Origin of the sequence: Sphingobium xenophagum (genome assembly GCF_002288285.1) — a bacterium.
GTDB classification, from domain to species: Bacteria; Pseudomonadota; Alphaproteobacteria; order Sphingomonadales; family Sphingomonadaceae; genus Sphingobium; species Sphingobium xenophagum.
In genome coordinates this window covers 241,862-266,315 of the sequence record NZ_CP022746.1, presented here as the reverse complement: position 1 = coordinate 266,315, position 24,454 = coordinate 241,862, and the positions used below count along the sequence as shown (strand labels likewise).

Here is a 24,454-nt window from a genome sequence, read left to right as displayed (position 1 = left end):
CGCATATGCCGACGGTTGGGCAATCTTATGCGCAGCTGCGCATAAGATGCCTTATCGCGAGGTCGCGATAATGCGCAGGAACGTGGCGAAGGCCCGCAAAGCTGCTGAGCATTTCGCCACGTCCTTCACATTATTTCACAAGGCATCGAGCCACTCCATCAGGCTGGCTTCTCGTTTCCACGAAGGTGGCACGTTGCTCGCCGCCGGCGCCCCTACCTGCTCGAGCGCCTTTCGTTTGGTCTCCAGATTGGCCTGTGCGTAGTGGTTGGTTGTATCGAGGCTGACGTGTCCCAGCCAACTGCGGATGACGGTGATGTCGACCCCGGCAGCGACAAGGTGAACGGCAGTCGCGTGCCGGAAGCTGTGCGGCGTCACATTTTTGGACCGAAGCGACGGCACGGTTTCTGACGCCTTTCCTACATAGGAGGCGAGTTTGAACCGCACTCCCGAGGCGCCCAGCGGCTCACCATATCGATTGACGAAGATCCGCTGATCTGGCGCGCGCGGGTGACGTTCCAACAACTTCCTGAGCAACGTCACGGTTTCCGGCCAGAGTGGACAGATACGTTCCTTGCGACCCTTGCCGTAAAGACGCACGAAGTTCGGTGCGTCGAACCGGATCGCCTCGGGACAGAGGTCGAGGGCCTCCTGGATGCGCGCGCCGCTGTTATATAGGAACGAGAGTAGCACGTGGTCGCGCATTCCCTCGATTGTCGACCGGTCGGGCTGAGCAAGGATCGCTTCGACCTCCTCCGGCTCGAGATAGCAGGGTGCAACGGTAGGCTCCCGCTTGAGCGGGACGGTCAGGATCTCGGCGCATTGCGCGATGTATTCGGGATCCTTGTCAGCCACGAAGCTGAAGAAGCTGCGGATCGCGGCGAGCCGGCAGTTGCGTGTACCGATCGTGCCCCTGCGCCCATGCTCGGTGTGGTGGAGGAACGCGCGAACCTCTCCGGCCGAGACGTCGGCCAGCATGATCCGCGCGACCCCGCCGCCCTTTCGCTCCGCGATGAACCGAAGCAACAACCGCCAGGTGTCGCGGTAAGACCGGATCGTATGGACAGATGCACTGCGTTGCTCAGCCAACCATTCCTGAAAGAACGCCCGCAACAATGCGGGGAAGAGATTGCCCTTCGTCATGACCGCGCCTCCATCGTGAGGCATCGGGCGCCGACGGTCCGGAACCGCTCGCTTGCTTCCTGCAGCAGGTCCTGCGTGACGGTGATGTAGACCAGCGTGGAGTTGATGTCCCGGTGGCCCATGTAGGTGGAGAGGAAGCGCAGTTTGTCCTGCGGATTGACGCCGGATCGATACCATTGAAGGATCCGGTTCACGACCATCGAGTGGCGCAGGTCATGAACACGCGGCCCTGTCCGCCCGGTCGGGGCCTTGAACCCGGCACGGCGCATGACGTTGGTGATCATCGTTGAGACCGTCACCGGGGTATAGCGATCATTGAAGTGCTCGTGCCAGAAGAGCCCGGACCGAGGATCCTGTGGGGCGCCAGCGCGCCGCCTTGCATCGATATAGGCCCGTAATTCGGCCATGACGCTGCCGGTTAGCGGCAATATCCTGGTCTTGTAGAACTTCGTTTCCCGCACTGTGATCGTGTCTGATTGAAGATCGACGTCACCCAGATCGAGCCCGGCGAGTTCACTACGGCGCAGTCCGGCACAATAGGCCAGAACCACCATGGTGTAGAGAACCATCGGCCGCAGCGGCGCGTCCGGCGACGGATAGGAGCGGGCAACGTCGAGCATCTGCCGAACGTCGGCCGGGCTGAAGATGTGCGGTCGTCGATGCTCTCGTGCCACTTCCCGCTCGGGACGGGCGTTGAAGCGTTTCGGTGGGATGCTGGGATCAAGGCGATACCGCGCCTTAGTCAGGAGGCGCCCGAGCTTCTGGCATTCAGCCGCGTGATTGCGGGTCAGCTTGGCAGTTGCCCAGCGCGCCAGCATCGTCTCAAGCGATGCCCCTGTCAGTTCCGGGGTCGCCTGGAGGAACCGATCGAACCGCAATAACCAGTGAGCCTGAGTCTCATACTGATACCCCCGGCTCCGCATCAACGCGACATGCTCACGCATGAAGTCCCCCAGCGAGCTGCCGAAGGGCGCGGGGCGTCGCAATGCGGCCAAGGCTCCGTCGGGATTTGCGGAAGCCAGCGCTCGCCAGATCGGCTTGCTTTGTTTGACGTTGTATTGACGGCGAAGCACGGCAACGGGATTATCTGCGATCAGCCCGATTTCGACGAGGTGGTCGAGGAAGCGATCGACAATGCAGACCTGGTTGAGCAGCGTCGGCATTCGCCAACGTTTTTCCATTTCCTTCAGCCAGACTTCGAGCATCTGCCGGTCGACCGCCGGATGACGCTGGGCTACATTCTCGAAGCTGCGAAGGAACCAGCGATAAGTCGGCCTGCTTCCCTGCCGGAACTGCGATTTTTCCAGGAAGGCGTCGATGACCGTGCGATCGGGATCGTGCCAGGCGCTCATGGCAGCACCTCCGATCCGGGCACGTCGAGCGCCACGGCTCGGAGATCATCTGTCGCCAGCTTGAGATAGGCGTTGGTGGATTCGGTGGATCGATGTCCGAGCACGTCGCCGATGATCTTTTGCGGGACCGACGCCCGCAGCATTTCGACCGCCCGCGCGTGGCGAAAGACATGCGCTCCTCGCTTTCCCGGCGGCTCGACGCCAGCGGCTGACAACCGCCCGCGGATCATGCCATACAGGTTTGTCATTGCGATATAGGGCGCGCAGGACCGGATGAAGATTTCCCGCCCCTCAACCTGGGGGCGCCCATTACGCAGATAGTCGAGGAGCGCCTCACCAACGGGCGCCAATAGCGGCAAGTAGGAGTACGCATTGGTCTTGGTGTGACGGATACGCAGGGCTTCTCCGCGCCAGTTCACGTCTTCAAGCCGAAGGCGACAGATCTCACCTTCGCGCAACCCATATGTGGCAAGCAGTTGAAGTACCGCAAAATCGCGCAGTCCCCGCGGCGATCCATCCTTCTTCGTCGCCGCCAGCACCGCGGCGATTTGGCGCCTGTCCAGCGTCGAGGGCACGTCTTCATAGGCGTAGAGCATGGGGCCGATGATGTGCGGCGTGAGATCCATCGGGATGCGCCTCGTCCGATGCAGATACCGCACCACCGACCGGAGCCGCTCAGCGACATCGGCCAATGATTTGCGCCGTAATCCAGGGGCGCGCATGTCCATGTAGAGATCGACCTCCCCGATGCTCAAGGTGTCGAGGCTGGCCGCCCCGCCCCGTTCGAACTGCCATCGCAGGAAGTTCCGTGCCTCCCACAGAAGCGCCGAGATGGAAGCGCTTGCCAGACCGCGCTCGTCGCGCAGCCATGCCTCGTATTCGCAGCAGATCGCCTGCCGATACGCGGTTTCCGGTTCGGTCATCTCTGGCTCGGGCGGCCATTTGCCTTGGGCAAGCCGGAGCAGTTTGTTGATCGATGTGCGGGGCAACATCTGCCAGCGCGCACAGGGAGGCCGCCCGTACTGGGCTTCGAAATCCTGAACTGCATAGGCAAGATACTGATCGACCTGCGCCAGCGTCACAGTTTCCACCTGCACGCCGCACTCGGCCAGATAATCGAGAAACGCGCGGGCGTACAGGCGATGGTTCGCTACGACCACCGGGTTATAATTCTGCGTCGTGAGCAAATTCGAGAGTTCGGCGATCAACTCGTCGTGCAATTTCAACATGCTTTTATCCTCAGCTGGTCCAGAGACCGCCGAGGTTCGCAATCAAAATAATGCGCAGCAACATCGCCCCGCATTAGGAGAATCCACGTCGCTGCCGCGTTCCTTCACATTATCGCGACCTCGTGATAACAGGTGATACATGCCAATCTCGACGAGGTGCTGGCGCTCACCAACATCGTCGATCGCATGGCGGATAAGGCGCTCAACGCTCAGGCCAAGGGCGCCGCCCTGTCCCGGTTCGAGGGCGCGAAACAGCGATTCTTCGCCCAGCTCCTGATCGCCATGAAGGTGCCGAGCCTGATCGCGGCGATCACCCAGGAGGTGGAAGCCGGGCATCACGCCATCGTGCAGTTGGTGACGACGGCAGAGGCGATGCTCGATCGCCGTCTCGCGAGCCTGACAGCGGACGAGCGGGCGAATTTGGATATTGAGTTATCTCCATCGGCCGCGATGATCGACTACCTCAAGACCGCTTTCCCCGTTCGCATGATGAAGATCATCAAGGGAAGCGACGATGTCGAACGCTCCGAGCTGATGATTGACGAGCAAGGCAATCCCGTCTTTTGTCAGCAGGCGCTGGCGCTTCGGGACGAGATGATCGAACAGCTATGCTCGCTCCCGCCCATCCGCCTGGCGCTGGACGAACTCATTCGTCATTTCGGGACGGACCGGATAGCCGAGGTGACCGGGCGCTCCCGGCGGCTGGTCCACGATGCAACGGGGCGCCAGCGCGTCGAACGCCGGGGTGGCCGCAGCAATCTGGTCGAGGCCGAAAGCTTCATGTCGGGCGCCAAGCCGATTCTCGTCTTCTCCGACGCCGGCGGCACCGGTCGCAGCTACCATGCCGATCGCAACTCGAAATCGGCGGATCGCCGCCGCATCCATTTCCTGCTTGAACCGGGCTGGCGGGCTTCCAACGCCATCCAGGGACTGGGCCGTTCCAACCGCACCAACCAGGCGAGCGCCCCTGTTTTCCGACCGGTCACCACCGATTGCCGGGGGGAACGGCGGTTCATCAGCACGATCGCGCGGCGCCTCGACAGCCTGGGTGCCCTGACCCGGGGTCAGCGGCAGACCGGCGGACAAAATCTGTTCGATCCTTCCGACAATCTGGAGAGCGATTATGCCCGCGATGCGCTCGTCCAATGGTATCATCTGCTCCACCGGGGCAAGCTCACCAGCACGTCGTTCAAAGCCTTTGTCGACATGACGGGCCTCAAGCTGATCGACAAGGACAGCGGCGGCCTTGTCGATGATCTTCCCCCGATCCAGCGCTGGCTGAACCGGCTGCTGGCGCTGCGCATCGAAACCCAGAACGCCATCTTCGAGGAATATATGGCGCTCATCCAGGCGCGCATCGACGCCGCGCGCGAGGCCGGTACCCTCGATGTGGGCGTGGAAACGCTCCAGACCGAACGGACCATCCTCCTCGATGAACAGCTCCTATGCCGCGATCCCGTGACCGGCGCGGAGACGCGGCTCAGCCGTCTGGAACTTCATTATCGGCGGCGCGCGACCGGCTACGGTCAGTTGATGCGCGAGCATGGTCATGCGCCTGTTTCCTGGCTCCGCAATGGACGTTCGGGCCGGGTCGCACTGCAGCGGCCGAGCTGGAGCATCATGGACGGCGAGGGCAATGCGATTCCCATGTGGGAGCTGGTGCGGCCCACGGGCCGTGAACGCATGCAGGATAGCGCCCTCAAGGAAAGCCATTGGGCGCCGATCGACGGCCAGGAATTCGAAGCGTTCTGGCACGCCGAGGTCGAAGAGGCCCGCGCCAGGATCGACATTGAAACCATCAATATGGCGACCGGGCTGCTGCTCCCCGTCTGGAACCGGCTGCCCGACGATGATCTGCGCGTCTGGCGGGTCACGGACGCCCAGGGCAATTCGGTTCTCGGTCGCATCATCTCGCCCAGCGGAGTCGAGAAGGTCACCCGATCCTTCGGCGTCGACATGGCGATCACCCTTTCGCCCGCCGAGATGATCGCTGGTGCGCGCAGCAGCGAGGGCGTGGCCGTGCCGGGAATGGACGGGGCTCGCCTTATCTGGGTCCATGTGAACGACAGCCGTCGCCTTGAACTGCGCGATTTCCCTGCCGCGCGGCGGGACTGGCTGAAGTCGATCGGCTGTTTCACCGAGGTCATCCAGTACAGGACGCGGATGTTCATACCGGCGGATCGGGCATCATCCATCGTCGACCAGCTCGTGAGAACGGGGACGCAATGGAATGTCCTGGCCGCGCCGGCGTCGAGGGCTGCCTGACCATGGCAGGAGGGAGGGGGAAGAGGATCGGCGCAGCGATTAATCGCTGTGCTCTTCGGGAGAATCCTCATGACCCTTTCGACCACCGTCTCGACCTCCGTTTCGCAGGGGGCGATCACCCGAATTACCAGGCTTTTCAATGGGACGCTGCTGGATGTTCTGAATGAGCTTTTCCAGAACGGGCGGCGCGGGGCGGCCAGCCAGGTTGCCATCACAACCGTCACGGAAGGCGGCCGAACGCTGCTCTGCGTCGCCGATGACGGCACCGGGATCGACGATCCGGCTCATCTCATCACGCTGGGGCAGTCGGGCTGGGACGATGAGGTCGTCCACCGGGAAGACCCCGCTGGCATGGGCATGTTCAGTCTGGCGGGCCGCCATGTCGAGATCCGATCCTGGTCGCCGCGCCATGCCACGGGCTGGAAGATGGTGATCGGCCCCGATGACTGGGAATCCAGCGCCCCTATCGCCGTCCAGACATGTGACATCGCTTCGGGAACTGAAATATCCTTCGAGCTATGTCCTGCCTGGGAGAAGGCCTTGTCCTGGTCGGTCGCCGCGGCGGCGCGCCATTACCCCTTGCCGGTTAGGCTGAATGCCAAGCCCGTGGATCGGGCGGACTGGCTCGCGGAGGCCGAGCATATCGAGGTCGCCCTTGGCTGCCGCATTGGCGTGTTTTCAGGGAAGACGCTCTCTGATCAGGTCCCCCGGATCAACTTCCATGGCGTCACCGTTCCCTGCCGACTGCCCAGCCTGATCGAATGTGGGCGCGCGGCCCAATGGTCCGTGGGGATCGACATCATCGATGCGCCGCAGCTCCAGCTGGTTCTTCCGGCGCGCAAGGAAATGATCGAGAATACAGGTCTGGAGGCATTGCGCGCCGCCTCTATGACGGCGATCTTCAAGGCCATCGGGAAACGCGACGGCCACTGCCTTTCGCATAAGGACTGGTTGCGGGCGAAGGCGCACGGCGTCGATTTGCCCGAAGTGCGGCCTCGCCTGCTGCAATGGTCTCCGATGACGGGCGAATACACGCGCTCCGGAACCACACGGCTGATCGACGCGCAGGGCGCGCTTCTGACGCCCTGCCATAATCCAAACTTTGCGCAATGTCTGGCGCGCGCCATTGGCGCTAATCCTGAATTTTCCACGCCGCTGGTTGAACCGGAACCGGGGTTTGCAGGCTATGCCTGGTATGATGCGCTGCCAAAAATCGAAGAGTGCGAGTTCCTGATCGTTCAGGACGGGAAGGAGCATCTGTTCGACGAGACCGACGACCGGCCCGATCTCAATTCAGGACGCGCGGACAGCATCACGGCGCTCCTGCACATCGCGACCCCCGATGATGCGAACAAGATCGTCCGCTTGGCCGCCGATATCTTCATCTCCTATGATAGCTGCCTCGACTTCGAGGTCGAGGACGCGGCGATTTTCCTGACGCCGGCCTGCACGATGGACGTCGATGACCTGACCGACCTGCTGGAAGCCATCTGCTTCGAGGCCCATCGGGATAGTGACGCCGATAGCTGGGACACCCAGCACGACCGTTTCCTGCTCGACGCGCGGCAACTGGCGATAGAGCAGCTCCTCGACGCCGATGAAGCGCTGATCACCCGTTGCGGCGCGGTCGTCTCCAAACATCTGCGCTGGCTGGTGCCGCAGGGCCGGACGATCACCATCTATCTGGGCGCTGACCCGACCAGGATCGAAATCACTGACCTTCCCGTGTCGGAACAGCAGGGACGCTGATCCCGGCTCCGCGCGGCGGCAAGGAGGAAAGGGGGAAGGGAGGGGTTGCGATGCGGGGGCAGAGGCCCGGCGCATTTCGCCCATCCCCACAGCCCTGGAGGTTCCCATGACTGCCATCACCGCAACCGATCGTGCGGGTGTCCGCCCGTATCGCGTAGACATCTCGCGCGGAACGAACATCTCCCGCGTTTCGTCCGAATGGTTCAGCCGTCCGCAGGACGAGCGCTTTCTCTCGCTCGGCGAGCTTTACGACAGCGTTCGGACGCGCGCCGACCGCGCAACCACCCGAATCGTCGAGAGCCGCAACGTCCGGGTGGAAGCACGCAGTGACGAACCCGAGCGTCTGTCGCTGCTGATGCCGGGCGACGAAGCGCCGGTCGCGCCGACCAACTGGTCCTTCGGCCAGCTCTGCAGCCTCGTCGGCGCGCCGGCGGCCTATCTGCGCCAACTCCCGGCCGCGCTCGCCGGTATCAATCTGCAGCACGGCCTGATCTCGCATTCGGGCGAACATGTGAAGCTGCTCCAGTCGAGCGATGGCCGCAGCGAACTGCGCGCGGTCACGGGTCCCGACTATGGGCGGATCTGGGATCATGAACTGGTTGCAGCCGTGATGAAGATCGCGGGCAACGGCACCGGCGACACGCGCTGGAAGGTGCCCGGCGTGCTCGATTGGGGCGCGATGACCTACAACCCCATGGTCGACATCACGCATGACACGACCACCCTCTATGCGTCGGATCGCGATGTCTTCCTGTTTCTCGTCGACGATCTCCATCCCATCGAAGCGGGTCGATTGCCCAATGGCGAACCCGATCTCTACTTTCGCGGATTTTACACCTGGAACTCGGAAGTCGGATCCAAGTCCCTTGGAATAGCAACCTTTTACCTGCGCGCCGTGTGTCAGAACCGGAATCTCTGGGGCGTAGAAAATTTCCAGGAAATCAACATCCGTCACTCCAAATTCGCGGCCAATCGTTTCGCGCATGAGGGCGCCCCGGCGCTCGAACATTTCGCGCAGAGTTCGCCCCGATCCTTCATCGACGGCATTGCGGCCGCTCGCACGAAGATCGTCGCGCGCAAGGATGAGGACCGTGAGACCTTCCTGCGCAAGGAGGGCTTCTCGAAGGCCGAAACCGGGAAGATCATCGCGACCGTCCTGGCCGAAGAGGGCCATCCTCCCGCCTCGGTTTATGATTTTGTGCAGGGCATCACCGCGATCGCCCGCAGCCGGCCGCACCAGGATGGCCGCCTCGACCTCGAATCCAAGGCGCGCAAGCTGATGGAACGCGCCCGCTGACCTTGTCCGGCCGGACGTTCGTGCCGGCCCCTTCACCATTTTTAGGAGAACCACAATGGCGACGACGCCCGTTTCCACGCGCCTTTTTGCGGTGCGCATCCAATATTTCAGCGCCGGTGAATGCTATGCCAGCGAGACCATCGATGTCGAAGTGCCCGACGGCGCCGATGTCTCGGCGGCGGTCCATGCCGCTGCGGAGGCCAGCACCTATCATGATGTGCGGATACCCGAGCTCAGCTTCACCGTCGAATTCATCGCGCCCGACCCGGACGATCCCGATCCGGCCCCGCTCGCGGGTCGGCTGAAGCCGGTCTGCGTTCATTGCGGATCGGATTCGATCGTTCGGGACGCCGCTGTCCGCTGGGACGTTGAAAGCCAGCAATGGGAAGTGACGGGCATCTTTGATTGCACCACATGCGATCTCTGCGGCGCCGAGAGCGATGACCTGGCGACCTGGGTTCCCGCAGAACAGGTCACGCCGCCAGAGCGGTTCGAAATCGACCTTGCAGCCAAAATCGGGACGCCTGACCTGTGCGGCGACAGTGTCTTTCAGCAATTTTGCTTCGGGCTGTTCCTGACCCATTCGCTCGAGGATTCCGCCGCCGCATGGCTCGCGTCCGACCATGCCGGTCCCGGCTGATGTCGCCGGACGACTGTCCCTTTTAAAAATGCCGGTTCCCACTCCCATGAGGAGCGATCCCATGACCATTTCCATACCCGACGATCCGCTCATCGAACGCTTCAATGCGCGCCTCGTGCAGCTCAATTCTTCTGCCCGTGTCGCCCTCACGCGCATCGCGGGGCACAGCGGCATGCTGGAGTTGAGGGATGACGAGGAGAATTTTCTCGAATTCATCCCCGCCGAAGCGTCGCCCGAAATGGCCGCCATTGCCTTCCGCCTCTACGCCCGCGGCCTCAACCGGGGCGTCCGGGCAGGCGAGGATGCCGCATGGGCGAAGCTGCGCTACCTGATCGGCGCTGCGGCCGCCCCCGCCCACTTCTAATTGATGGAAAAGGCTGACGCTATGGCCGATACCTATGTTTCCGGCTGTTTCACCTTCTGCTGTACCAATGCCGAGATGGCGCTGCTGGAGGAGGCGTTCAACGCTGCAGACGATCTGAACTGTGACCTGGAGCCGCCCGCGCCGAGCCAGGAATTTCTGAAGGCATTCCCGCCATCGGGTGTCGACGACCCCTGGAGTGGCTTCCTCACCATATTCGACGATGCGACGTTTCCGATCCTGCGGGCTGACCTCACCGGAGGAAACAGCTTCGAGGAGCCGACCGTCTCGACCCCCATGATTTCCGGCACGGTCGATTTCCAGCCCTGGCAGCATCGCCGAACTTGTCCGGCGATGCTGCCAGGTCTCGCTCGCCAAGGCGCCGGTCAGTTTCGAATGGGCTGTCACCTGTTCACGGGCGCGCCCGGGTGAATTTGGCGGGGGACGCTGCGTCATCTTTGCCGACCGGGTCGACATTCAGTCCACCGGCGAGGCCCTGCGCGTAGCGCTGCAACGCCCAACCGCCAGCACCACGTCGCCTGCTGCCCTGCCAGCGGATGACCCTTCGGATCGCCCGCATATCGGCCGGAGCCTGCTGATTAATGCGCCGGAATATTTCCGCGACCCGGCGTTCAGACACTGGCTCGGCGGTGCGCAGCCCAAATTCACATGGCATCGCGGCGGCGAGCCAGATGAATGGTCGGACGTGATCGTCATGGTCGATCCCAGCCTCAGCGGCGAAGGCAGCGATTGCGACATGCCCGCGCATATCTGGGAGCGGATCGTCGACGCCTGCCGAACTCATCTTGGTCACGGGCAGGGATGTTCGCCGCATTATATGGTGCGTCTAACCAACCTCGATGGCTGATGTAACAATAAACCCTTATTGTACGAGTGTGGGTTTGTAGTGAGATTTGCGAGGGCACCATGCGTCGCCTGACGATAGATATTACCGAGCAGCAGCATCAGAGGCTGAAGGCTTTGGTGGCGTTGCAGGACAAGACGATCGAGCAATATGCGATCGAACGCCTCTTTCCCGTCGACGCGGGGGATGATGAACCCTGGCTCGAGCTTAAGGCGCTTTTGGAGAAGCGGATTGCGCAAGGGCAAGCCGGCAGCCTGTCCGACAAGGATTTTGGTTCGATTGTCGACGACGAACTCGGCACAGAGAAGGTTCGAGGCTCTCGCTGACGAGGCATCTTTCTGGCCCGGTCATCCCAGCGATGATCGGGCCATTTTTCCGTCACGGTTGGCGATCGCGAAGCCAATGCTTGATGACTGCCACGATATAGCCCTGTTCCTGGGCACCCAGCCACTGACCGGCGCCAATGCCGTGCCATTTGGCGAGGCAGGTGCGGCAGCAGGTTGCCGTTGCATGCTGGGCCACGAAGACCGGATGTCCACGCATCGGCGTCTGTTTGCCGTCATTGAGCGGCAGGGCCGGCGCCAACCGCTGGGCGATGAAGTCTTAGCCCATGGGCGAGGATCGTATCGAGGCCACGCTCAGCCAGATAGGCCTGTTCCTTCGCGTTCAACTGGAACCGCGATCGGAACGCCGATCGGCCAAGGCGAGCGAAGAGCGGGGCGAGGTCGTCCATGGCGTTGGCATATAGAGTGCCGCCACGATCTTGCATCGTTCATCGATGCAGGGACCTATACTTTCCTGATGGTGCCTGACGGGAGGCGCCCCGCGCTTTCCGCGCGGAGCGCCGGAACGATCAGCCGTTCAACTGATCCTTGACCGCCTTGGCAGGCGTGAAGGCGAGCTTCTTCGACGCGGCGATCTGGATCGTCGCGCCGGTCGAGGGATTGCGGCCTTCCCGGGCGGGCTGGTCCTTGACCTTGAACTTGCCGAACCCGTTCAGCGAAATTTCCTCGCCCTTCGCCGCGGCGCCGGCGATGTTCGCGAAGACCGAGTCGACCAGCTTGCGGGCATCGGCTTTGGTGACGCCATGCTCGGCGGCCAGTGCTTCAGCCAGATCGCTATTGTTCATTGGATATCCTTCTCAAGAAGTGAGGCGCCCGCAATAGCGGCAGCGCGGACCGTGCAACAGCCATTTTCACAGGGATTTCGGCGGTGCGCGTTAATCGTCAGGCGGGATATAGTCCGGGTAGAAGTCGCTATCCTCATCAAAGGGACGCAGCTCCGGCTCGCGCGGGCGTGCCGGGGGCAGTATCGGATCACTGCTCGAAAAGCTGATGCGGATGATAGCGCCGCCCTTGGTCGCTTCTTGGAAGATGGCGCGGATCTCCTCGCCCTGCGCCATGCGCGACCCGATCCAGCCGCAGCGCTCCGCCGAAAGATAGCCGATTTGAACGCCGCGCGTGCTCCAGACCGCGATGGCCGACGGATCGAACGGGTTTTTTGGCTCCGGTGCGAGATCGACGGGTTCGCCCGGGACGCAAAGCCGGATCTCGAACAGGCGGTTGCTGCGGTCCTTATTCTCGTGGACGGCGCCGACGACGGCGAGGCTCATGTCGGGACGACTCATGGCAGCATCGATAGGTCGGCGAGCTCTTTCGGCCAAGCGCCTGCAAAGCTTCCCGATCGTTGATGTCATTGTCTCCCTCCCTGGTCTAGCAAAGGGCGGCATGACTGACAGCATATCGTTCCGCGAGGCCCGGCGCATTGCCCTTGCCGCACAGGGTTTCGGAAAATCCCGGCCTGCAAGCGTCAGCAAGGCCCATGTGCGAGGAACGACCGCGCGCCTCGGGCTGCATCAGATCGACAGCGTCAATGTTCTGGCGCGGGCCCACTATATGCCGGCCTATTCGCGCCTGGGCGATTATGACCGGAACTGGCTCGACCAGGCCGCCTGGGGGAAGGCCCGTGACCGGCAATTGTTCGAATATTGGGCGCATGAAGCCTCGCTTCTGCCGATGGACTACCATCCCTTGCTGCGCTGGCGGATGGCGCGCGCCGATCGGGGCGAGGCGGGGTGGAAGGGACTGCGCGCCTTTGCCGGAGAGCGGCGCGGCGAAGCGGAGACGCTGCTCGCGCGGTTCAGGACCGACGGCCCGCTTGCGGCCTCCGATTTTGAGGGCGCGCGCAATCGATCGGGCTGGTGGGAGTGGGGCGAGGCAAAGCAGATGCTCGAATGGCTCTTCTGGGCCGGGCACGTCACCACGGCCACCCGCCGTGGCAGCTTCGAGCGCGTCTATGATCTGACCGAGCGCGTCATTCCGCTCGACATCCTCGCCATCCCGACACCGGAGCCACGCGACGCCCAGCGCGCGCTCATCGAGCAATCCGCCCGGGCGCTCGGCATCGCGACCGTCGCTGATCTGCGGGACTATTTCCGGCTGAAGCCCGATGAGGCCCGCGACGCCATCCAGGATCTGCAGGACTTGGGGGCACTCATTCCCGTCACGGTGGAGGGTATGTCGCAGGTGATGTTCCTGCATCGCGACGCCCAGGCGCCGCGCCGGATGACCGCGCGGGCGCTCCTCTCGCCCTTCGATCCGCTGATCTGGGAGAGATCCAGAACCGAAAAGCTGTTCGACTTCCACTACCGTATCGGCATCTACACCCCGGCGCCCAAGCGGTCCCACGGCTATTATGATCTCCCCTTCCTGCTGGGTGACCGGATCGTGGCGCGGACCGATCTCAAGGCAGACAGGAAATCGGGACGGCTGCTTGTGCAATCTGTCCATATGGAATCTGGTGCCCCGGCAGACACGCATGACCAACTCGCTGCGGAATTGGGGCTTCTCGCTCAGTGGCTCAAACTGGAGTTGGTCGCGCCCATTATCTGACCTCGCAGGTTCTGAGCGATTTTCAAGCCGGGTGGGATCGTTCTTGCCCGCGTGAAAACTGTCGAAAGGCGGCCTCGAAAGGTTTATGAAGTGCCGCGCATTGGCGCGGAGGAGCTCGTCATGGCTGAATTTGAAGGACGCGATCTGCACCTGGTGAAGAAGGCCCTGTGCATCGGCATTCTCACGATCGAGAGCCAGGAGGATGGACCGTTCAAAGCGGAGTCGGATCTGACCGACATGAAGGCGCTGGCGGACGGCCTGATGCCCGGCGGCGTCGAGCTTCATCACTATATGCGCTCGGCGCATATCGCTCTTATCGGCAGACCGGACTGACAGTCATCTTATCCCTCTGGCGGGCTGAGGGGACGTTGCTCCGTCCCCTACGGGATCGCGCCTTGCAAGCGTCGATCCCTGATCGTCTCCCTGTGCGCCGCACCGCGCGGCACCTTTGGCTTCATATCTTTCGTCGGTGATCACGCCCGTGGCCACCTATCGCGCGCGCTGTCGAGGGGTCGGAGGGCGCGGTCGCGGTGAGGTCGTGCCCTCTTGGGAGGGCAGTGCGTGGCGCGCGGGCAGGGACCAGAGGGGAGGAGGATTTTGGAGGGTGCCACTTTCGAATGGTCGAGAGCGGCATCATCCAAGGAGTAGAAGTCATGAATATCGGTGAAGTCCAGAATGTGAATGGTCGTCTGACGGGCTCAATAGCCACGCGCACCATCGACCTGCCGCGCATCGGTTTGCGCAAGGTCGAAAGCACGAGCGACCGCGCGCCGCTGTACGAAATCCTCACGCTCAATGTCGCACGGCGCTGGGTTCAGATCGGTGCGCTCTGGGAAGCCGCTTCGAAGAAGACCGGGGAAGCTTTCCTTGCCGGTTCGGTCGACGATCCGGGCCTTCCCGAACCGCTGCCTGTCGCTCTCTTCCCGACCGAAGACGGCGGCTACACCATCGCCTGGCGCCGTGAGACGCTGCGCGCGGAATTCAACGGTGGCTTCGGGGCGTCGCAGCGCTCCTATGACGAGCGCGGGCAATCCGGCTTCGGTGAAAGCACTGCCGGGGCCGATGGCTCGCTGATGGGCAGGAACGATCTCGACGACGAGGTTCCCTACTAAGAACCCTGGCGAAACCAATATGGGCCGGGAGAGCATACGCTTTCCCGGCCGTTTTTCGTCCAGCTTCCTTCCTTCAATCGTGAAAGGACCGCGCCATGGCTAGCGCCCCGCGCAGCAGCATCGATCGCTTTGCCGATCTGCCCACCCTCTATGCCCAGATGACTGCCACCCCTGAATTTCAGGCAGCCTTCGGTGACCCGCTTGGCCTCACGATTGTCTCGCCGGGTGAAGAACCGGCTGAGCATGAGATGCCCGAACCCATCGCCTCGCAGGCAGAATGCGGCGGGATTGTAGCCGCCATCTTCGATCTGTTCTGCGATACCCGGCTTGAGACGCTTGCCCCCGAAATCGCCTGGGGCATCGTCAACAGCTTCCACTTCGTCGCCGGAAAGCTCGAACGACAGGAGGACCGGCTTGCGCAGGAGGTCGGCGAACTTGCCCGCGAGCCGGACGTCAGCGAAGTGTACACGACCTCCCTGGAGGAGAAACAGCTTCTCTGCCAGTCGATCGCCGAACAGCGCGATGCGATCGAGTGCATGCGTGACTATGCCGCCGAAATGTATCGTGCCCTGTCGGGATGGCCATGGTCGCCTGCGCGCGGCACCCGGGCGTCGACCGCATCAAGCGCGAGCCAGATCGCGGCGCTAGATTTCCTGCGTGCACGGACCCTTGCCATACGCGAAAAGCATATGCCGCAGGGGCCGATCGTGGTCGTGACCGGACCTGCCGACTGGCACGACTGGAAACTCATCTGGGACCGGCTCGATCTCATCAAGGCGCGCATCCCGCACATGACCCTTATCACCACCGGACAAAGGCGGGGCGTCGACCAGATCGCTGCGGCCTGGGCGGCGCGAACGGAAATAAGCGTCCCGGTCGTGGTCTACGGGCTGTACGGCTCGGGGAGGAAAACCGCCTTCAAGCGGAACCGCAAAATTATAGAACTGAAGCCCGTCGAGGCGCTGCTTTGCGAGGGGTCTGGGGTCCAGGCAAATCTTTACCAGTTGCTGCGGGAGGCCGATGTCCCGATCCACGCCTTCCACCGAGCGGATCAGGCGGCCGACACACCCGTGCTGGTGCGGCAACGTCGTCAGGCGAGCAATAGGGGGGAGGCGGCACATGGCTATTCCCGACAATCTGCGCACTAATTTCCAGACCCTCCTGCGCGCGGCAGGGGATGGCAATCTCGCCCTCATGGAATGCCAGGATACGCAGACCGGTGAGCCGCGTTTCGTCATCTGTGCCGTCGGCCGTGATGGTTCGGATTATGTAATGACCCCCTTCGGTCATCTCGTCGAAGGCAATCCTTATGATGCCTATGTCCCGCCGATTTGAAGCGGATAAGATCGACCGGGTAGTTCTCCAAGGGATCGGCAGCACCTTAGCTGCCGGTCCCTATTTTAATCCAATGGGAGAGGGAACACCGTCGGTTCAGGGTCTGTTGGGCGAGCGTTGCGTCTGGACCCAAGCCTCCATGGGGGCATCGAGCCCCCATGGAGGCTGCCTCTCTTCTTCTCTCAACAAGCGGGATGAGTTTACACGGGAAACCCCGGCGGCCTCAAGGACGACGGGGCCCCACCATTTTTTCTCGCGGGCGGGCACCTGCGCGCCATCGCTGCGGCGGTGCGCGCGAGAAAAAATCGTGACCCCCATCGCCGCTTCGCGGTCGTGGCTGCGCCACGATCCTTGACCCCGCCGAGGCGAGCCCGTGTGGAAGAGGAAACCTCTTGAAGAGCAAATGAAGGAGGTTCCCCATGCTGAATATGACTGACCGCGACGCAACCCTGGATCGCTTCGCCGACGCCTTTATCGAAACGACCGACAGCTACCGTATCGCGCGCGGAGACGACGTCATCCATGCGCCGATGCCCGATGGCGAGGTGGTCGCCCGGGCCACCGAGTTTTTGGTCACGACCCTGTTCGATGTCCTGCGCGATACCCGGCTGGAGGCCATGGCGGACCGGATCGCATGGGGCATCGTCCACAGCTTCCACAAGGTTGCAGGCCAGATTGAGGGGGAAGCGGACAAGGCGGCGATGGCCGTCCGTCGGCTTATTGAACAGAATGACGGGAGCGAGATTGGCAGCGTCGAACTGGAAGAGGCACAGATGCTCTGCCAGTCGCTCGACGAAACCCAGGACGCGCTGGCGTGTATGCGCGACTATGCCGCCGCTACCTACCATGCCGAGGCCGGACGGCCCTGGTCAGCCCCGCGCGCCTCGCTGGTCTCATCCAAGCGGACCGCATCGGTGGTGGCGGCGACCGATTACCTCGCGGCCCGGCGCAAGCGGCATATCGATGCACGCGCGCCCAAGGGACCAGTCGTGATCTTCTCCGGCGGGCAGGTCTGGGAGGATCACCGCCTTCTCTATGCAGCGCTCGATAGCATCAAGGTGCGGGTGCCAACGATGGTTCTCGCGACAACAGGGCAGGATAAGGGGTGCGACGCGATCGCGGCGGCTTGGGCGGCGCGTAACGCGTGTCATCTCATCCCCTTTAGCCTCGACCGGAAACTCGGAAACAGGGCAGGGTTCGCGCGCAACGAGCAACTGCTCAGGCTCCGCCCCGTAGAGGCGGTCGTGTGCCAGGGGTCCGGGTTGCAGAGCCATTTGGCACGCGAGGTGCGCAGGCTCGGGATCCCCGCGCATTTCTTCGCCCTCGCTGATCAGCATCACAATCGCGCGATCCGATAGGAGAGGTCGAGCAAAGGAAAAGAGGCGGTGGAGCGCGCGGCTCCGCCGCCTCTTTTTTGTCGAGTGGGGGAAAGGTCGTCGCGCTCGGGGACCCGGATGGAGGCCGCAAGCGTCCTCCATCCGCGCCCGTCGCGCAACGATGCAGGATCAGCCTGGCTGATCCTGGCCAGCTGCGCGCGGCTCCGCCGTGCTCGCTGCAGGGACAACCCTTCGGGTTGTTTTGCCGGTCGAGATTTTGCCGGGTTCAAGCCGATCGATCGCGCGCAAGGCTTCCATGGCCCGGTCGCCGCCGATGCGAATTGCGTGCCCCACGATTTCGCGAAAGGCGCGTTCGCTCAGTTGCTCGACGGCCAGGTCTTCGACCATCGAGGCCTATCTGCCGCGCAGAGCGCGGCGGGCGCCCAACACCTCTTGCGCGAGCTTTCGTTCCCTTGCCTCAAGATCGGCAAGGCGTTCGCGATCATTCATTTTGGGCATATGTTATCCTTCACAATTGCGAAGGTCTGCCCGCCAAGGTCGATATTGCCACGGTGCATCCCGGATGCAATCGCTGGCGTGGCGATGGACCTCATTTGGGGAGGCAACGCCCCTTTTTCCCGATCAGAAAGGCTGTTCATTGTCTAAAGATTTGAAACCCCCTTCGGGGTGCCCCGCGCCTTCCGGCACGTGGCAGCGCAGCGCGGGAAAGCGCTGCGAAGAAAGGACGCACGCCATAGGCGTTTTGTAATGCACCGTACGCACGGGTGCTGCGGGCGAGAATCGCCAGCATTTGCGCGGTTTTCCGGCCGAATACAGGTCTTACGCTGATGGCACTGATTGACGCCCCCCGACACGCTTTGGCTGTCGTTTAAGAGGGCCGAATAGTTAAGTCCTTGATCTGCCTTGGCACCGTTTGGCTGCCACTCTGAACACATGTAATCAATTGAGATCGGACTGAAATCCGGTTATAAGGGACGCGCTTCATCACGATTGGCCAGGCGACGAACAGGAGTTCGGCGCTTGCCCAGAATTACCATCAGGTTCAAGGACGCCCTCTTCGGGCGTCTCGTCGTCGGTGCTCAAGCAGCGGGCACGACCATCCCCGACTATGTCCGGGACATTCTCAACCGCTATGAAGGCATGGACGCGGCGGGCTATCATGGCCGCTTCGACTTAGTGCAGGCGACCCTCATCCAGGTCTTCGCCATCCTCGCCGCGTCAGTCGGCACGCGTCGGCCAGATATCCTCCAGAAGGGCATGGACGATGCGCGCGCCCTGCTGTTGGAAAGAGGCCTTCTCGATCCCGAGGAGGTACTCTAGTGAGCATCTTCCGTAACGACACACTGGGCTCTTGGACCAGGGGCGGTCAGGCCATCGTTCACAATGTTCGCATGACCACGCAGGTCTTCTTCCAGACCCTGCTGGCGGGGATCGCCATCTGGGTCGGCGGTACCCTCTGGTATGTACTGGGGAAGTCGACCGACTATCAGCGCTTTGTTGCCGTCAAGATCGCTGAGGCGACGCTCAAAAGCGATGTGCCCGGCGGCGCGCCGCTGCTCTTTCGGACCCCGTCGGGTCGCCAATATTGGACGACGTCCGATGCCTTGCTGGGCTCCCCCATCGCCAGGAAGACCATGCAGGCTATGGAGCATCATCTGGTGTTCGGCGCGGCACTTGCGGGCGCCTTTGCCCTCCTGATGCTGGTTTGGGCATGGTTCTATTTCACCCGTACGGGGAAGGGCCTTGGTTCCAATCAGTTCCTGCGCGGCGCGCGCTTTGGCGCTGCGCGTCAGCTGCGGCGGCAATTGTGGCGCAGCCGGAAGGGCAGCTTTGCTATCGGCGGCGTGCCCGTTCCCGATGCGTTCGAGCCTGAACATATCCTCATCTGTGGTGCGCCCGGCACGGGCAAGACCAACATCATCGTGAAGATGCTGGACGGCATGCGAAAGCAAGGCAAGCGGGCAATCGTCTATGATACCGCCGGCACCTTCGTTGAGAAATTCTACCGGCCTGGGCACGACATTCTGCTCAATCCGCTGGATAACCGCTCCGACTTCTGGTCGCCCTGGGTCGATGTTCCGCGTGACTATCATTATGATCAGATCGCGGAATCGACGATCCCAGACAAAGGTGGCGATCCCTTCTGGGCGAAGGCGGCCCGCGGCACGCTGGTGGCGGTCCTGCGCAAGCTTGCCAGATATGACGGGACGCTGGTTTCCGTGCTCCTGGAAACGGTGGTGCGCAGCCCTCTGAAGACGCTGGCAAGTTTTGCGGAGGGCACCGATGCTGCGGCTTTCATCTCGATGGAAGGCGACCGCACTTCTGCGGGCATCCGCGCGGAACTGGCCTCGGTGATGCGCAGCTTCTCCTATCTCGATGACACGGCCGACGGCTTCTCCATCCGGGACTGGGTCGCCAATGAGCAGGATGACAGCTGGCTCTTCATCACCGTCAAGGCGGATCAGCTCCCTTCCCTCCGGCCCCTCGTCACCGTCTGGCTCGACATCGCGATAAGCGCCATCATGAGCCTCCCGCCCGACCGTAAGCGCCGCCTCTATTGTGTCATCGACGAGCTTCCCACACTTCAGAAACTGCCATCGCTAAGCGACTTTCTCGCCCGCGCGCGAAAATATGGCGGCTGCGGCATATTGGGGTTTCAGTCCTACCCGCAGCTTGAGGCGACCTACGGCATCCAGGATGCCGCGGCGATCACCGGCTATTGCTCGACCTGGGTGGCGCTGCGCGCCAACGACACTCCCACCGCCAAGCATGTTTCGGAAAATCTAGGGCAGGTCGAGCAGGTCGAGGCCAATGAGGGCATGTCCTACGGCGTCAACGACATGCGGGATGGGGTCAACCTGTCGCGGATGCAGGTGACCCGCCCGTTGGTCATGCATACCGAGGTCACCAATCTTCCCAATCTCGCGGGTTTCCTTCGGTTCGGACGGAACCTTCCCGTGGTGCGGTTCACCGATAATTATAATGCGCTTCCCAGCCTGCAGGCCGCATTCGTCGAGCGGCTAGTTCCGCTCCTTCGTCTCGACCCGGATGAGGGCGACAAGTCTCCTCCGAAATCTTCAGGATCGCGATCCAAGCGTCGGCGAGCGAGGAAATCGGAAGCTCCCGAGCTCCCCCTCGGAGCGGACAAGGGCAGCACGCCCGCGCATGACGAGATCAGCGTGCAAGGCTACTCATCTAATCCTGCGGAGGGTGAAAATGAAAACGGAGAAAGAGCGCTGCCGAGGCTCCTTGGAAGGGCGAGCGGCTTCCGCCTTCGGCAACACGGGCGCGTATCGGGCGACCGTAGTGAGGCGAGGCCGGCATGATGCATCCGCGCCGCCTGAAGGGTTCGCCCGGTAACATTGCTCGCTATTACGCGATCGGCGATTATTATACGAAGGGGGAGGCGGAGCGGTCGTCCTGGGGTGGTGCCCTGGTGAGCGAGCTCGACCTTTCGGACGATGTCGATCCTGAAACTTTTCGGTCCCTGCTGGCTGGCAAGGTTGCAGGCCAACAGTTGGGCCGACATCGCGCCGACGGCATCCAGCATCATCCCGGCTGGGACTTTGCGATCAGTGCGCCCAAATCCGTATCAGTGATGGCGCTCGCCATGGGCGACGAGCGGATCGTCCAGCTCCATGAGCGATCGGTCGATGTGACGCTCGCCTATCTTGAGGAGCATGCCCAGCTGCGAAAACGGGAAGCGGGCAATATCGTCCACGAGACGACGGGCCGACTGTTGTGGGCGCGGTTCACCGAACATGCCAGCCGCGAACTTGACCCCCACCTCCACACCCATGTCGTCGTCCTCAACATGACCAACGGGCAATCGGGCGATCCGATGGCAAGCCTCGAAACCCGCGCCATGTATGCCGAGCAGATGACCTGCGGGCAGATTTACCGGAACGAACTCGCCCATGGCCTGCGCGAGCTTGGCTATGAGATAGACTTTGATCCGCGCCGGGGTCTGTTCGAAATCAGGGGCGTTCCCAAGGCCCTCATCGAGGAGATGTCGCAGCGGGCCGAGCAGATCAATGAACATGCCCAGCAGCATGGTCTGGTCGGTCAGGCGTCGCGCCGCCAATCCTTCTACGCCACCCGCGGCGCCAAGGTGAAAACCGGGATCGATACGCTGCTCATCCAGTGGCGCGGGCGGCTGGGGCCATATGAAAAGCCGCTTGAAGCGGTGAGAGAGGGCGCCGCGCGATCGGGCGAGCATCCCGTCCCGGTCGACCGCGCCGATGCCGCCCGAGCAGCTCTGTTTGGGATAAGGCAATCGGAGGGGAAGGAGGCCGTGAACCCGCTTGGCCGTCTCTATACCACGGGGCTAGCCTCCCATGTCGGGGAAGTACGGTTTCAGAATTTGCGACCCCTCGTCGATGCGCATGAAGAACGACGCAAGCTCCTCGCTACCCGTGGCCAGACTGGGGACGAAATATTGACACGGGGCCGGACCACCCGGCGCACTGTGCGGCTCGAGCAGTCGCTCGCCATGCATCTGGCGCTTGCTGTCGGGGACGGTCGGCCCGTGGCGAGCGCCGATCGCCTGCTTCCTATACTGGAACAGGCGGGGCTTTCTCCGGCGCAGGAACGGGCGCTGGTGGACATGGCGACCTCGCATGACCGGGTCACCGGCCTTCAAGGCGTCGCGGGTGCAGGAAAATCGACGCTTGTCCGATCGCTGAAGGACGCCGCGCTGCCGGGTACGATCCTCATCGCCCTGGCGCCGACATCGTCCGCCGCCGCCGAATTGGGGGAGAAGGCGCAGATCGAGTCGCGCACGGTCGCCAGCCTTCTTGCGGGTGGTGGATATGGGATCAGCGGCAACCATGTGCTGGTTCTCGACGAAGCGGGACAGTTGGGAAGCCGCCAGGCTTTGCGAGTGCTGGAAATCAGCCAGGCCACTGGCGCTCGCCTCATTCTCCTTGGCGACAACAAGCAGACCGGCGCGATCGAGCAGGGCAAGGCTTTCTGGCTCATGCAGAAACTGGGCATGGAAACGGCCGAACTGACGGAGTCGCGTCGGCAGGAAACCGAGGCGATGCGACAGGCTGTCGCGCATGCGAGGGCGGGGGATTACGCAGCCTCGATTGGTCGGCTCGACAAGGTGGTGGGCGGTGAGGATGCCGCTACGCTCGCTGCAGATGTGGTCGCGGAATGGACGCGCCTCAGCCCCAGGAGCCGCGCTGCGACCAACATTCTCGTTCTCGACAATGCGTCGCGCCTGATCGTGAACAGCAATATCAGGGAGGTCCTGCAGCGCGAGGGGGTCGTCGCGGCGGAGGAGACCCGGCTTTCAGTCCTTACACCTGGTGGCCTGAGCGATCAGGAAAAGCGCATGGCGCGCTTTTATTCAGGGGGACAGGTGGTGACCTTCGGTCGCGATCAGCCAGGAGCGGGGCTGGGGCGGGATGCCGAATATCGCGTTGTCGGGGTGGTGCGGGACGCGCAGGGGCGACAACGCCTCCGACTGGTGGACGAGCAGGGACGCACCCATCTCTGGGATCCCCGCGCGGCCAAAGCCTCGCAGGTCAACGTCTTCATGGATGAACAGAGAGTCCTCAGCGAAGGCGACCGCATCCAGTGGCGTTTGGTCTCGAAGGAACTCCAACTCAAAAATGCGGAGCGCGGTACGATTGAGAGGCTCGAGGGCTCACTGGCAAGGATCTGCTGGGATCGCGGCAAGCGGGTGCAGACGGTCGACCTCTTCCGGCACAAAACGTGGGATCATGGATATGCCGAGACCATCTATTCGGCTCAGTCCAAGACTTATGACCGGGTCTATGTCCTGGCGCCTGTTGGGTCGCCGCTGGTGAGCGCGCAGAATTTCTACACCGCGATCACCCGCGCCCGATATGGGGTAAAGCTCTGGACCCAGGATCCGAAAAAACTGGTCGAGCGGCTCGAAGACCGGTCGGGCGAGAAGACGTCAAGCCTTGAAGGCCTGGGGCGTTTGGAGCGTGATCATCGTGTACAAATGGCCGCTAGGCAAGGACCGCATCTCCGGCAAATGAAGGAAGATCAGGATAGGGAGCGACTCTTGCGCAGCGACCACCGGCTGGAGCGAGAGCTTTGGACCCGCAATGCAAAACCCAAAGGCCTAGCGGACAAGTTTGCTGGTCGGGCTCAAAAGGTTTTCGAGGCGCTCGATCACCATCTTCATTCTTTGCTGAGCGACCATCACCGCAATCGGGACACGCCTGCTCCTACGCGCGAGCAGCAGACCCGGGACATCGGAAGGGAGGCGGGCCGTGGTCTGGATCGCTGATCGAGCTTGGATCTGTGTTGTCTCGCTGGCGCTGACGGCGGCGCTACCTTGCGAAAACGCAATAGCGGCGAGGCCGCCGGAGGCTGAGGTGGGGCGATGCATCCGGCAGGCGGCACGCGGTCAGTCCTGGCTTGAAAAAACGCTCTGGGGATTGCGTGATCAGGAAGCCGGATGGATCGGTGCAGAGATCCGCAACAAAAACGGGAGCCATGACCTGGGACCGCTCCAGATCAACAGTTGGTGGGTGCCCAGGATCGCCGCGCTGCTGTCGCGGCGCGAGAGGGAGGTCCGGCACTGGCTGCAATTTGATCCCTGTTTTAACGTCGAGGCGGCGCGCTGGATCTTTCTCGACGCTTTGAAGGCGGGCGGCAGCTACTGGAAGGCGGTGGGTATCTATCACAGCCCAAATGGCATTCGCCAACGCAGGTATGCAGCGTTGGTTGCGGTTCATCTGCAAAGGCGGTTTGGGACCGATGTGTTCGGGAGGCGGGCTGTCATGCTGGCGCGGCCAGTTCCCTGATTTGCCTCCTGGGGAGAGCCTCCTTGGGAACGGAGGCTGAATGTCGCAATGTGAAACCGTGCGTTGGCGGAGAGGCAGGCGCGGTAATCTCAA

At 62.5% G+C, this 24,454-nt stretch carries 26 protein-coding genes; 18 read left to right on the top strand and 8 right to left on the bottom strand.

Annotation, left to right across the window (positions count from 1 at the left end; translation table 11 throughout):
* Positions 1-135: 135 nt before the first annotated feature.
* Genes CJD35_RS16105 through CJD35_RS16095 form a run of 3 tightly spaced genes read right to left on the bottom strand, consistent with a single transcriptional unit; the run spans position 136 to position 3,721 of the window.
* The gene (locus CJD35_RS16105) at positions 136-1,140 is read right to left on the bottom strand and encodes a site-specific integrase (protein ID WP_095687245.1); all 1,005 of its coding nucleotides are present in this window, start codon (positions 1,138-1,140) and stop codon (positions 136-138) included.
* Positions 1,137-2,492 carry a tyrosine-type recombinase/integrase gene (locus CJD35_RS16100; RefSeq protein ID WP_008832422.1) on the bottom strand — a complete coding sequence of 452 codons (1,356 nt, stop codon included), beginning with the start codon at positions 2,490-2,492 and terminating at the stop codon, positions 1,137-1,139. Before CJD35_RS16100 ends, CJD35_RS16105 begins: the two co-directional genes overlap by 4 nt.
* Positions 2,489-3,721, bottom strand: coding sequence for a site-specific integrase (locus CJD35_RS16095; RefSeq protein ID WP_008832423.1), 1,233 nt, complete (start codon positions 3,719-3,721; stop codon positions 2,489-2,491). Before CJD35_RS16095 ends, CJD35_RS16100 begins: the two co-directional genes overlap by 4 nt.
* Positions 3,722-3,853: 132 nt before the next feature.
* On the opposite strand from CJD35_RS16095, the gene CJD35_RS16090 reads away from it, so the two are divergent.
* The 6 genes from CJD35_RS16090 to CJD35_RS23130 all read left to right on the top strand — a co-directional run bounded on the left by CJD35_RS16090 (position 3,854) and on the right by CJD35_RS23130 (position 10,465).
* Positions 3,854-5,986 carry a strawberry notch C-terminal domain-containing protein gene (locus tag CJD35_RS16090; protein ID WP_244917303.1) on the top strand — a complete coding sequence of 711 codons (2,133 nt, stop codon included), beginning with the start codon at positions 3,854-3,856 and terminating at the stop codon, positions 5,984-5,986.
* Positions 5,987-6,055: 69 nt separating this feature from the next.
* On the top strand, positions 6,056-7,735 hold the full coding sequence (locus CJD35_RS16085) for an ATP-binding protein (RefSeq protein ID WP_095687244.1): 1,680 nt from the start codon (positions 6,056-6,058) through the stop codon (positions 7,733-7,735).
* Between the two features lie 106 nt (positions 7,736-7,841).
* Positions 7,842-9,032, top strand: coding sequence for a DUF932 domain-containing protein (locus CJD35_RS16080; RefSeq protein WP_095687243.1), 1,191 nt, complete (start codon positions 7,842-7,844; stop codon positions 9,030-9,032).
* 55 nt (positions 9,033-9,087) lie between these two features.
* A complete protein-coding gene (locus CJD35_RS16075; protein ID WP_095687242.1) occupies positions 9,088-9,672 on the top strand; it encodes a hypothetical protein in 585 nt (194 codons plus the stop codon).
* 61 nt (positions 9,673-9,733) lie between these two features.
* Complete coding sequence (locus CJD35_RS16070) at positions 9,734-10,036, top strand: hypothetical protein (RefSeq protein WP_244917302.1); 303 nt, start codon at positions 9,734-9,736, stop codon at positions 10,034-10,036.
* 21 nt (positions 10,037-10,057) lie between these two features.
* Positions 10,058-10,465: a hypothetical protein gene (locus tag CJD35_RS23130; protein WP_244917301.1), complete on the top strand. Its 408-nt coding sequence runs from the start codon at positions 10,058-10,060 to the stop codon at positions 10,463-10,465.
* Here the strand turns inward: CJD35_RS23130 and CJD35_RS23125 are convergent.
* Complete coding sequence (locus tag CJD35_RS23125; protein WP_244917300.1) at positions 10,446-10,847, bottom strand: hypothetical protein; 402 nt, start codon at positions 10,845-10,847, stop codon at positions 10,446-10,448. The genes CJD35_RS23130 and CJD35_RS23125 overlap by 20 nt on opposite strands.
* 113 nt (positions 10,848-10,960) lie before the next feature.
* Here CJD35_RS23125 and CJD35_RS16060 point away from each other — a divergent pair, with 113 nt between their 5' ends.
* Positions 10,961-11,224 carry an antitoxin gene (locus CJD35_RS16060; protein WP_095687241.1) on the top strand — a complete coding sequence of 88 codons (264 nt, stop codon included), beginning with the start codon at positions 10,961-10,963 and terminating at the stop codon, positions 11,222-11,224.
* A gap of 52 nt (positions 11,225-11,276) precedes the next feature.
* Here CJD35_RS16060 and CJD35_RS16055 read toward each other — a convergent pair whose 3' ends face one another.
* The 4 genes from CJD35_RS16055 to CJD35_RS16045 form a co-directional block, all read right to left on the bottom strand.
* Positions 11,277-11,483, bottom strand: a complete 207-nt coding sequence (locus CJD35_RS16055; RefSeq protein ID WP_276327791.1) for a DUF4186 family protein — start codon at positions 11,481-11,483, stop codon at positions 11,277-11,279.
* Positions 11,458-11,631: a DUF4186 family protein gene (locus tag CJD35_RS23450; protein ID WP_276327790.1), complete on the bottom strand. Its 174-nt coding sequence runs from the start codon at positions 11,629-11,631 to the stop codon at positions 11,458-11,460. The genes CJD35_RS16055 and CJD35_RS23450 overlap by 26 nt, the downstream gene beginning before the upstream one ends.
* A 120-nt stretch (positions 11,632-11,751) precedes the next feature.
* The gene (locus tag CJD35_RS16050; protein WP_095687240.1) at positions 11,752-12,027 is read right to left on the bottom strand and encodes an HU family DNA-binding protein; all 276 of its coding nucleotides are present in this window, start codon (positions 12,025-12,027) and stop codon (positions 11,752-11,754) included.
* A gap of 90 nt (positions 12,028-12,117) precedes the next feature.
* Positions 12,118-12,525, bottom strand: coding sequence for an HIRAN domain-containing protein (locus tag CJD35_RS16045; RefSeq protein WP_095687239.1), 408 nt, complete (start codon positions 12,523-12,525; stop codon positions 12,118-12,120).
* A 100-nt stretch (positions 12,526-12,625) separates the two neighbouring features.
* Between CJD35_RS16045 and CJD35_RS16040 the strand changes: the two genes are divergently transcribed.
* The 11 genes from CJD35_RS16040 (at position 12,626) to CJD35_RS15990 (ending at position 24,361) form a co-directional block, all read left to right on the top strand.
* Complete coding sequence (locus CJD35_RS16040) at positions 12,626-13,789, top strand: winged helix-turn-helix domain-containing protein (protein ID WP_095687238.1); 1,164 nt, start codon at positions 12,626-12,628, stop codon at positions 13,787-13,789.
* A 120-nt stretch (positions 13,790-13,909) separates the two neighbouring features.
* Entirely contained in the window at positions 13,910-14,122 is a 213-nt protein-coding gene (locus tag CJD35_RS16035) for a hypothetical protein (RefSeq protein WP_095687309.1), read from the top strand.
* Positions 14,123-14,442: 320 nt separating this feature from the next.
* The gene (locus tag CJD35_RS16030) at positions 14,443-14,901 is read left to right on the top strand and encodes a DUF736 domain-containing protein (RefSeq protein WP_095687308.1); all 459 of its coding nucleotides are present in this window, start codon (positions 14,443-14,445) and stop codon (positions 14,899-14,901) included.
* 95 nt (positions 14,902-14,996) lie between these two features.
* Positions 14,997-16,049, top strand: coding sequence for a DUF2493 domain-containing protein (locus CJD35_RS16025; RefSeq protein ID WP_095687237.1), 1,053 nt, complete (start codon positions 14,997-14,999; stop codon positions 16,047-16,049).
* Entirely contained in the window at positions 16,021-16,236 is a 216-nt protein-coding gene (locus CJD35_RS16020) for a DUF6117 family protein (RefSeq protein WP_095687236.1), read from the top strand. Before CJD35_RS16025 ends, CJD35_RS16020 begins: the two co-directional genes overlap by 29 nt.
* 419 nt (positions 16,237-16,655) lie before the next feature.
* The gene (locus CJD35_RS16015; protein ID WP_095687235.1) at positions 16,656-17,594 is read left to right on the top strand and encodes a DUF2493 domain-containing protein; all 939 of its coding nucleotides are present in this window, start codon (positions 16,656-16,658) and stop codon (positions 17,592-17,594) included.
* Between the two features lie 96 nt (positions 17,595-17,690).
* Positions 17,691-18,218 (top strand): hypothetical protein, encoded by a 528-nt coding sequence (locus CJD35_RS22505; RefSeq protein ID WP_157742333.1) that lies wholly within the window; start codon positions 17,691-17,693, stop codon positions 18,216-18,218.
* A 375-nt stretch (positions 18,219-18,593) separates the two neighbouring features.
* Positions 18,594-18,893: a hypothetical protein gene (locus CJD35_RS16005; RefSeq protein WP_095687234.1), complete on the top strand. Its 300-nt coding sequence runs from the start codon at positions 18,594-18,596 to the stop codon at positions 18,891-18,893.
* Positions 18,893-20,899, top strand: a complete 2,007-nt coding sequence (locus CJD35_RS16000) for a type IV secretion system DNA-binding domain-containing protein (protein ID WP_095687233.1) — start codon at positions 18,893-18,895, stop codon at positions 20,897-20,899. The genes CJD35_RS16005 and CJD35_RS16000 overlap by 1 nt, the downstream gene beginning before the upstream one ends.
* The gene (gene mobF / locus CJD35_RS15995) at positions 20,896-23,841 is read left to right on the top strand and encodes a MobF family relaxase (RefSeq protein ID WP_095687232.1); all 2,946 of its coding nucleotides are present in this window, start codon (positions 20,896-20,898) and stop codon (positions 23,839-23,841) included. Before CJD35_RS16000 ends, mobF begins: the two co-directional genes overlap by 4 nt.
* The gene (locus CJD35_RS15990; RefSeq protein WP_037514751.1) at positions 23,825-24,361 is read left to right on the top strand and encodes a lytic transglycosylase domain-containing protein; all 537 of its coding nucleotides are present in this window, start codon (positions 23,825-23,827) and stop codon (positions 24,359-24,361) included. Before mobF ends, CJD35_RS15990 begins: the two co-directional genes overlap by 17 nt.
* Positions 24,362-24,454: the final 93 nt, after the last annotated feature.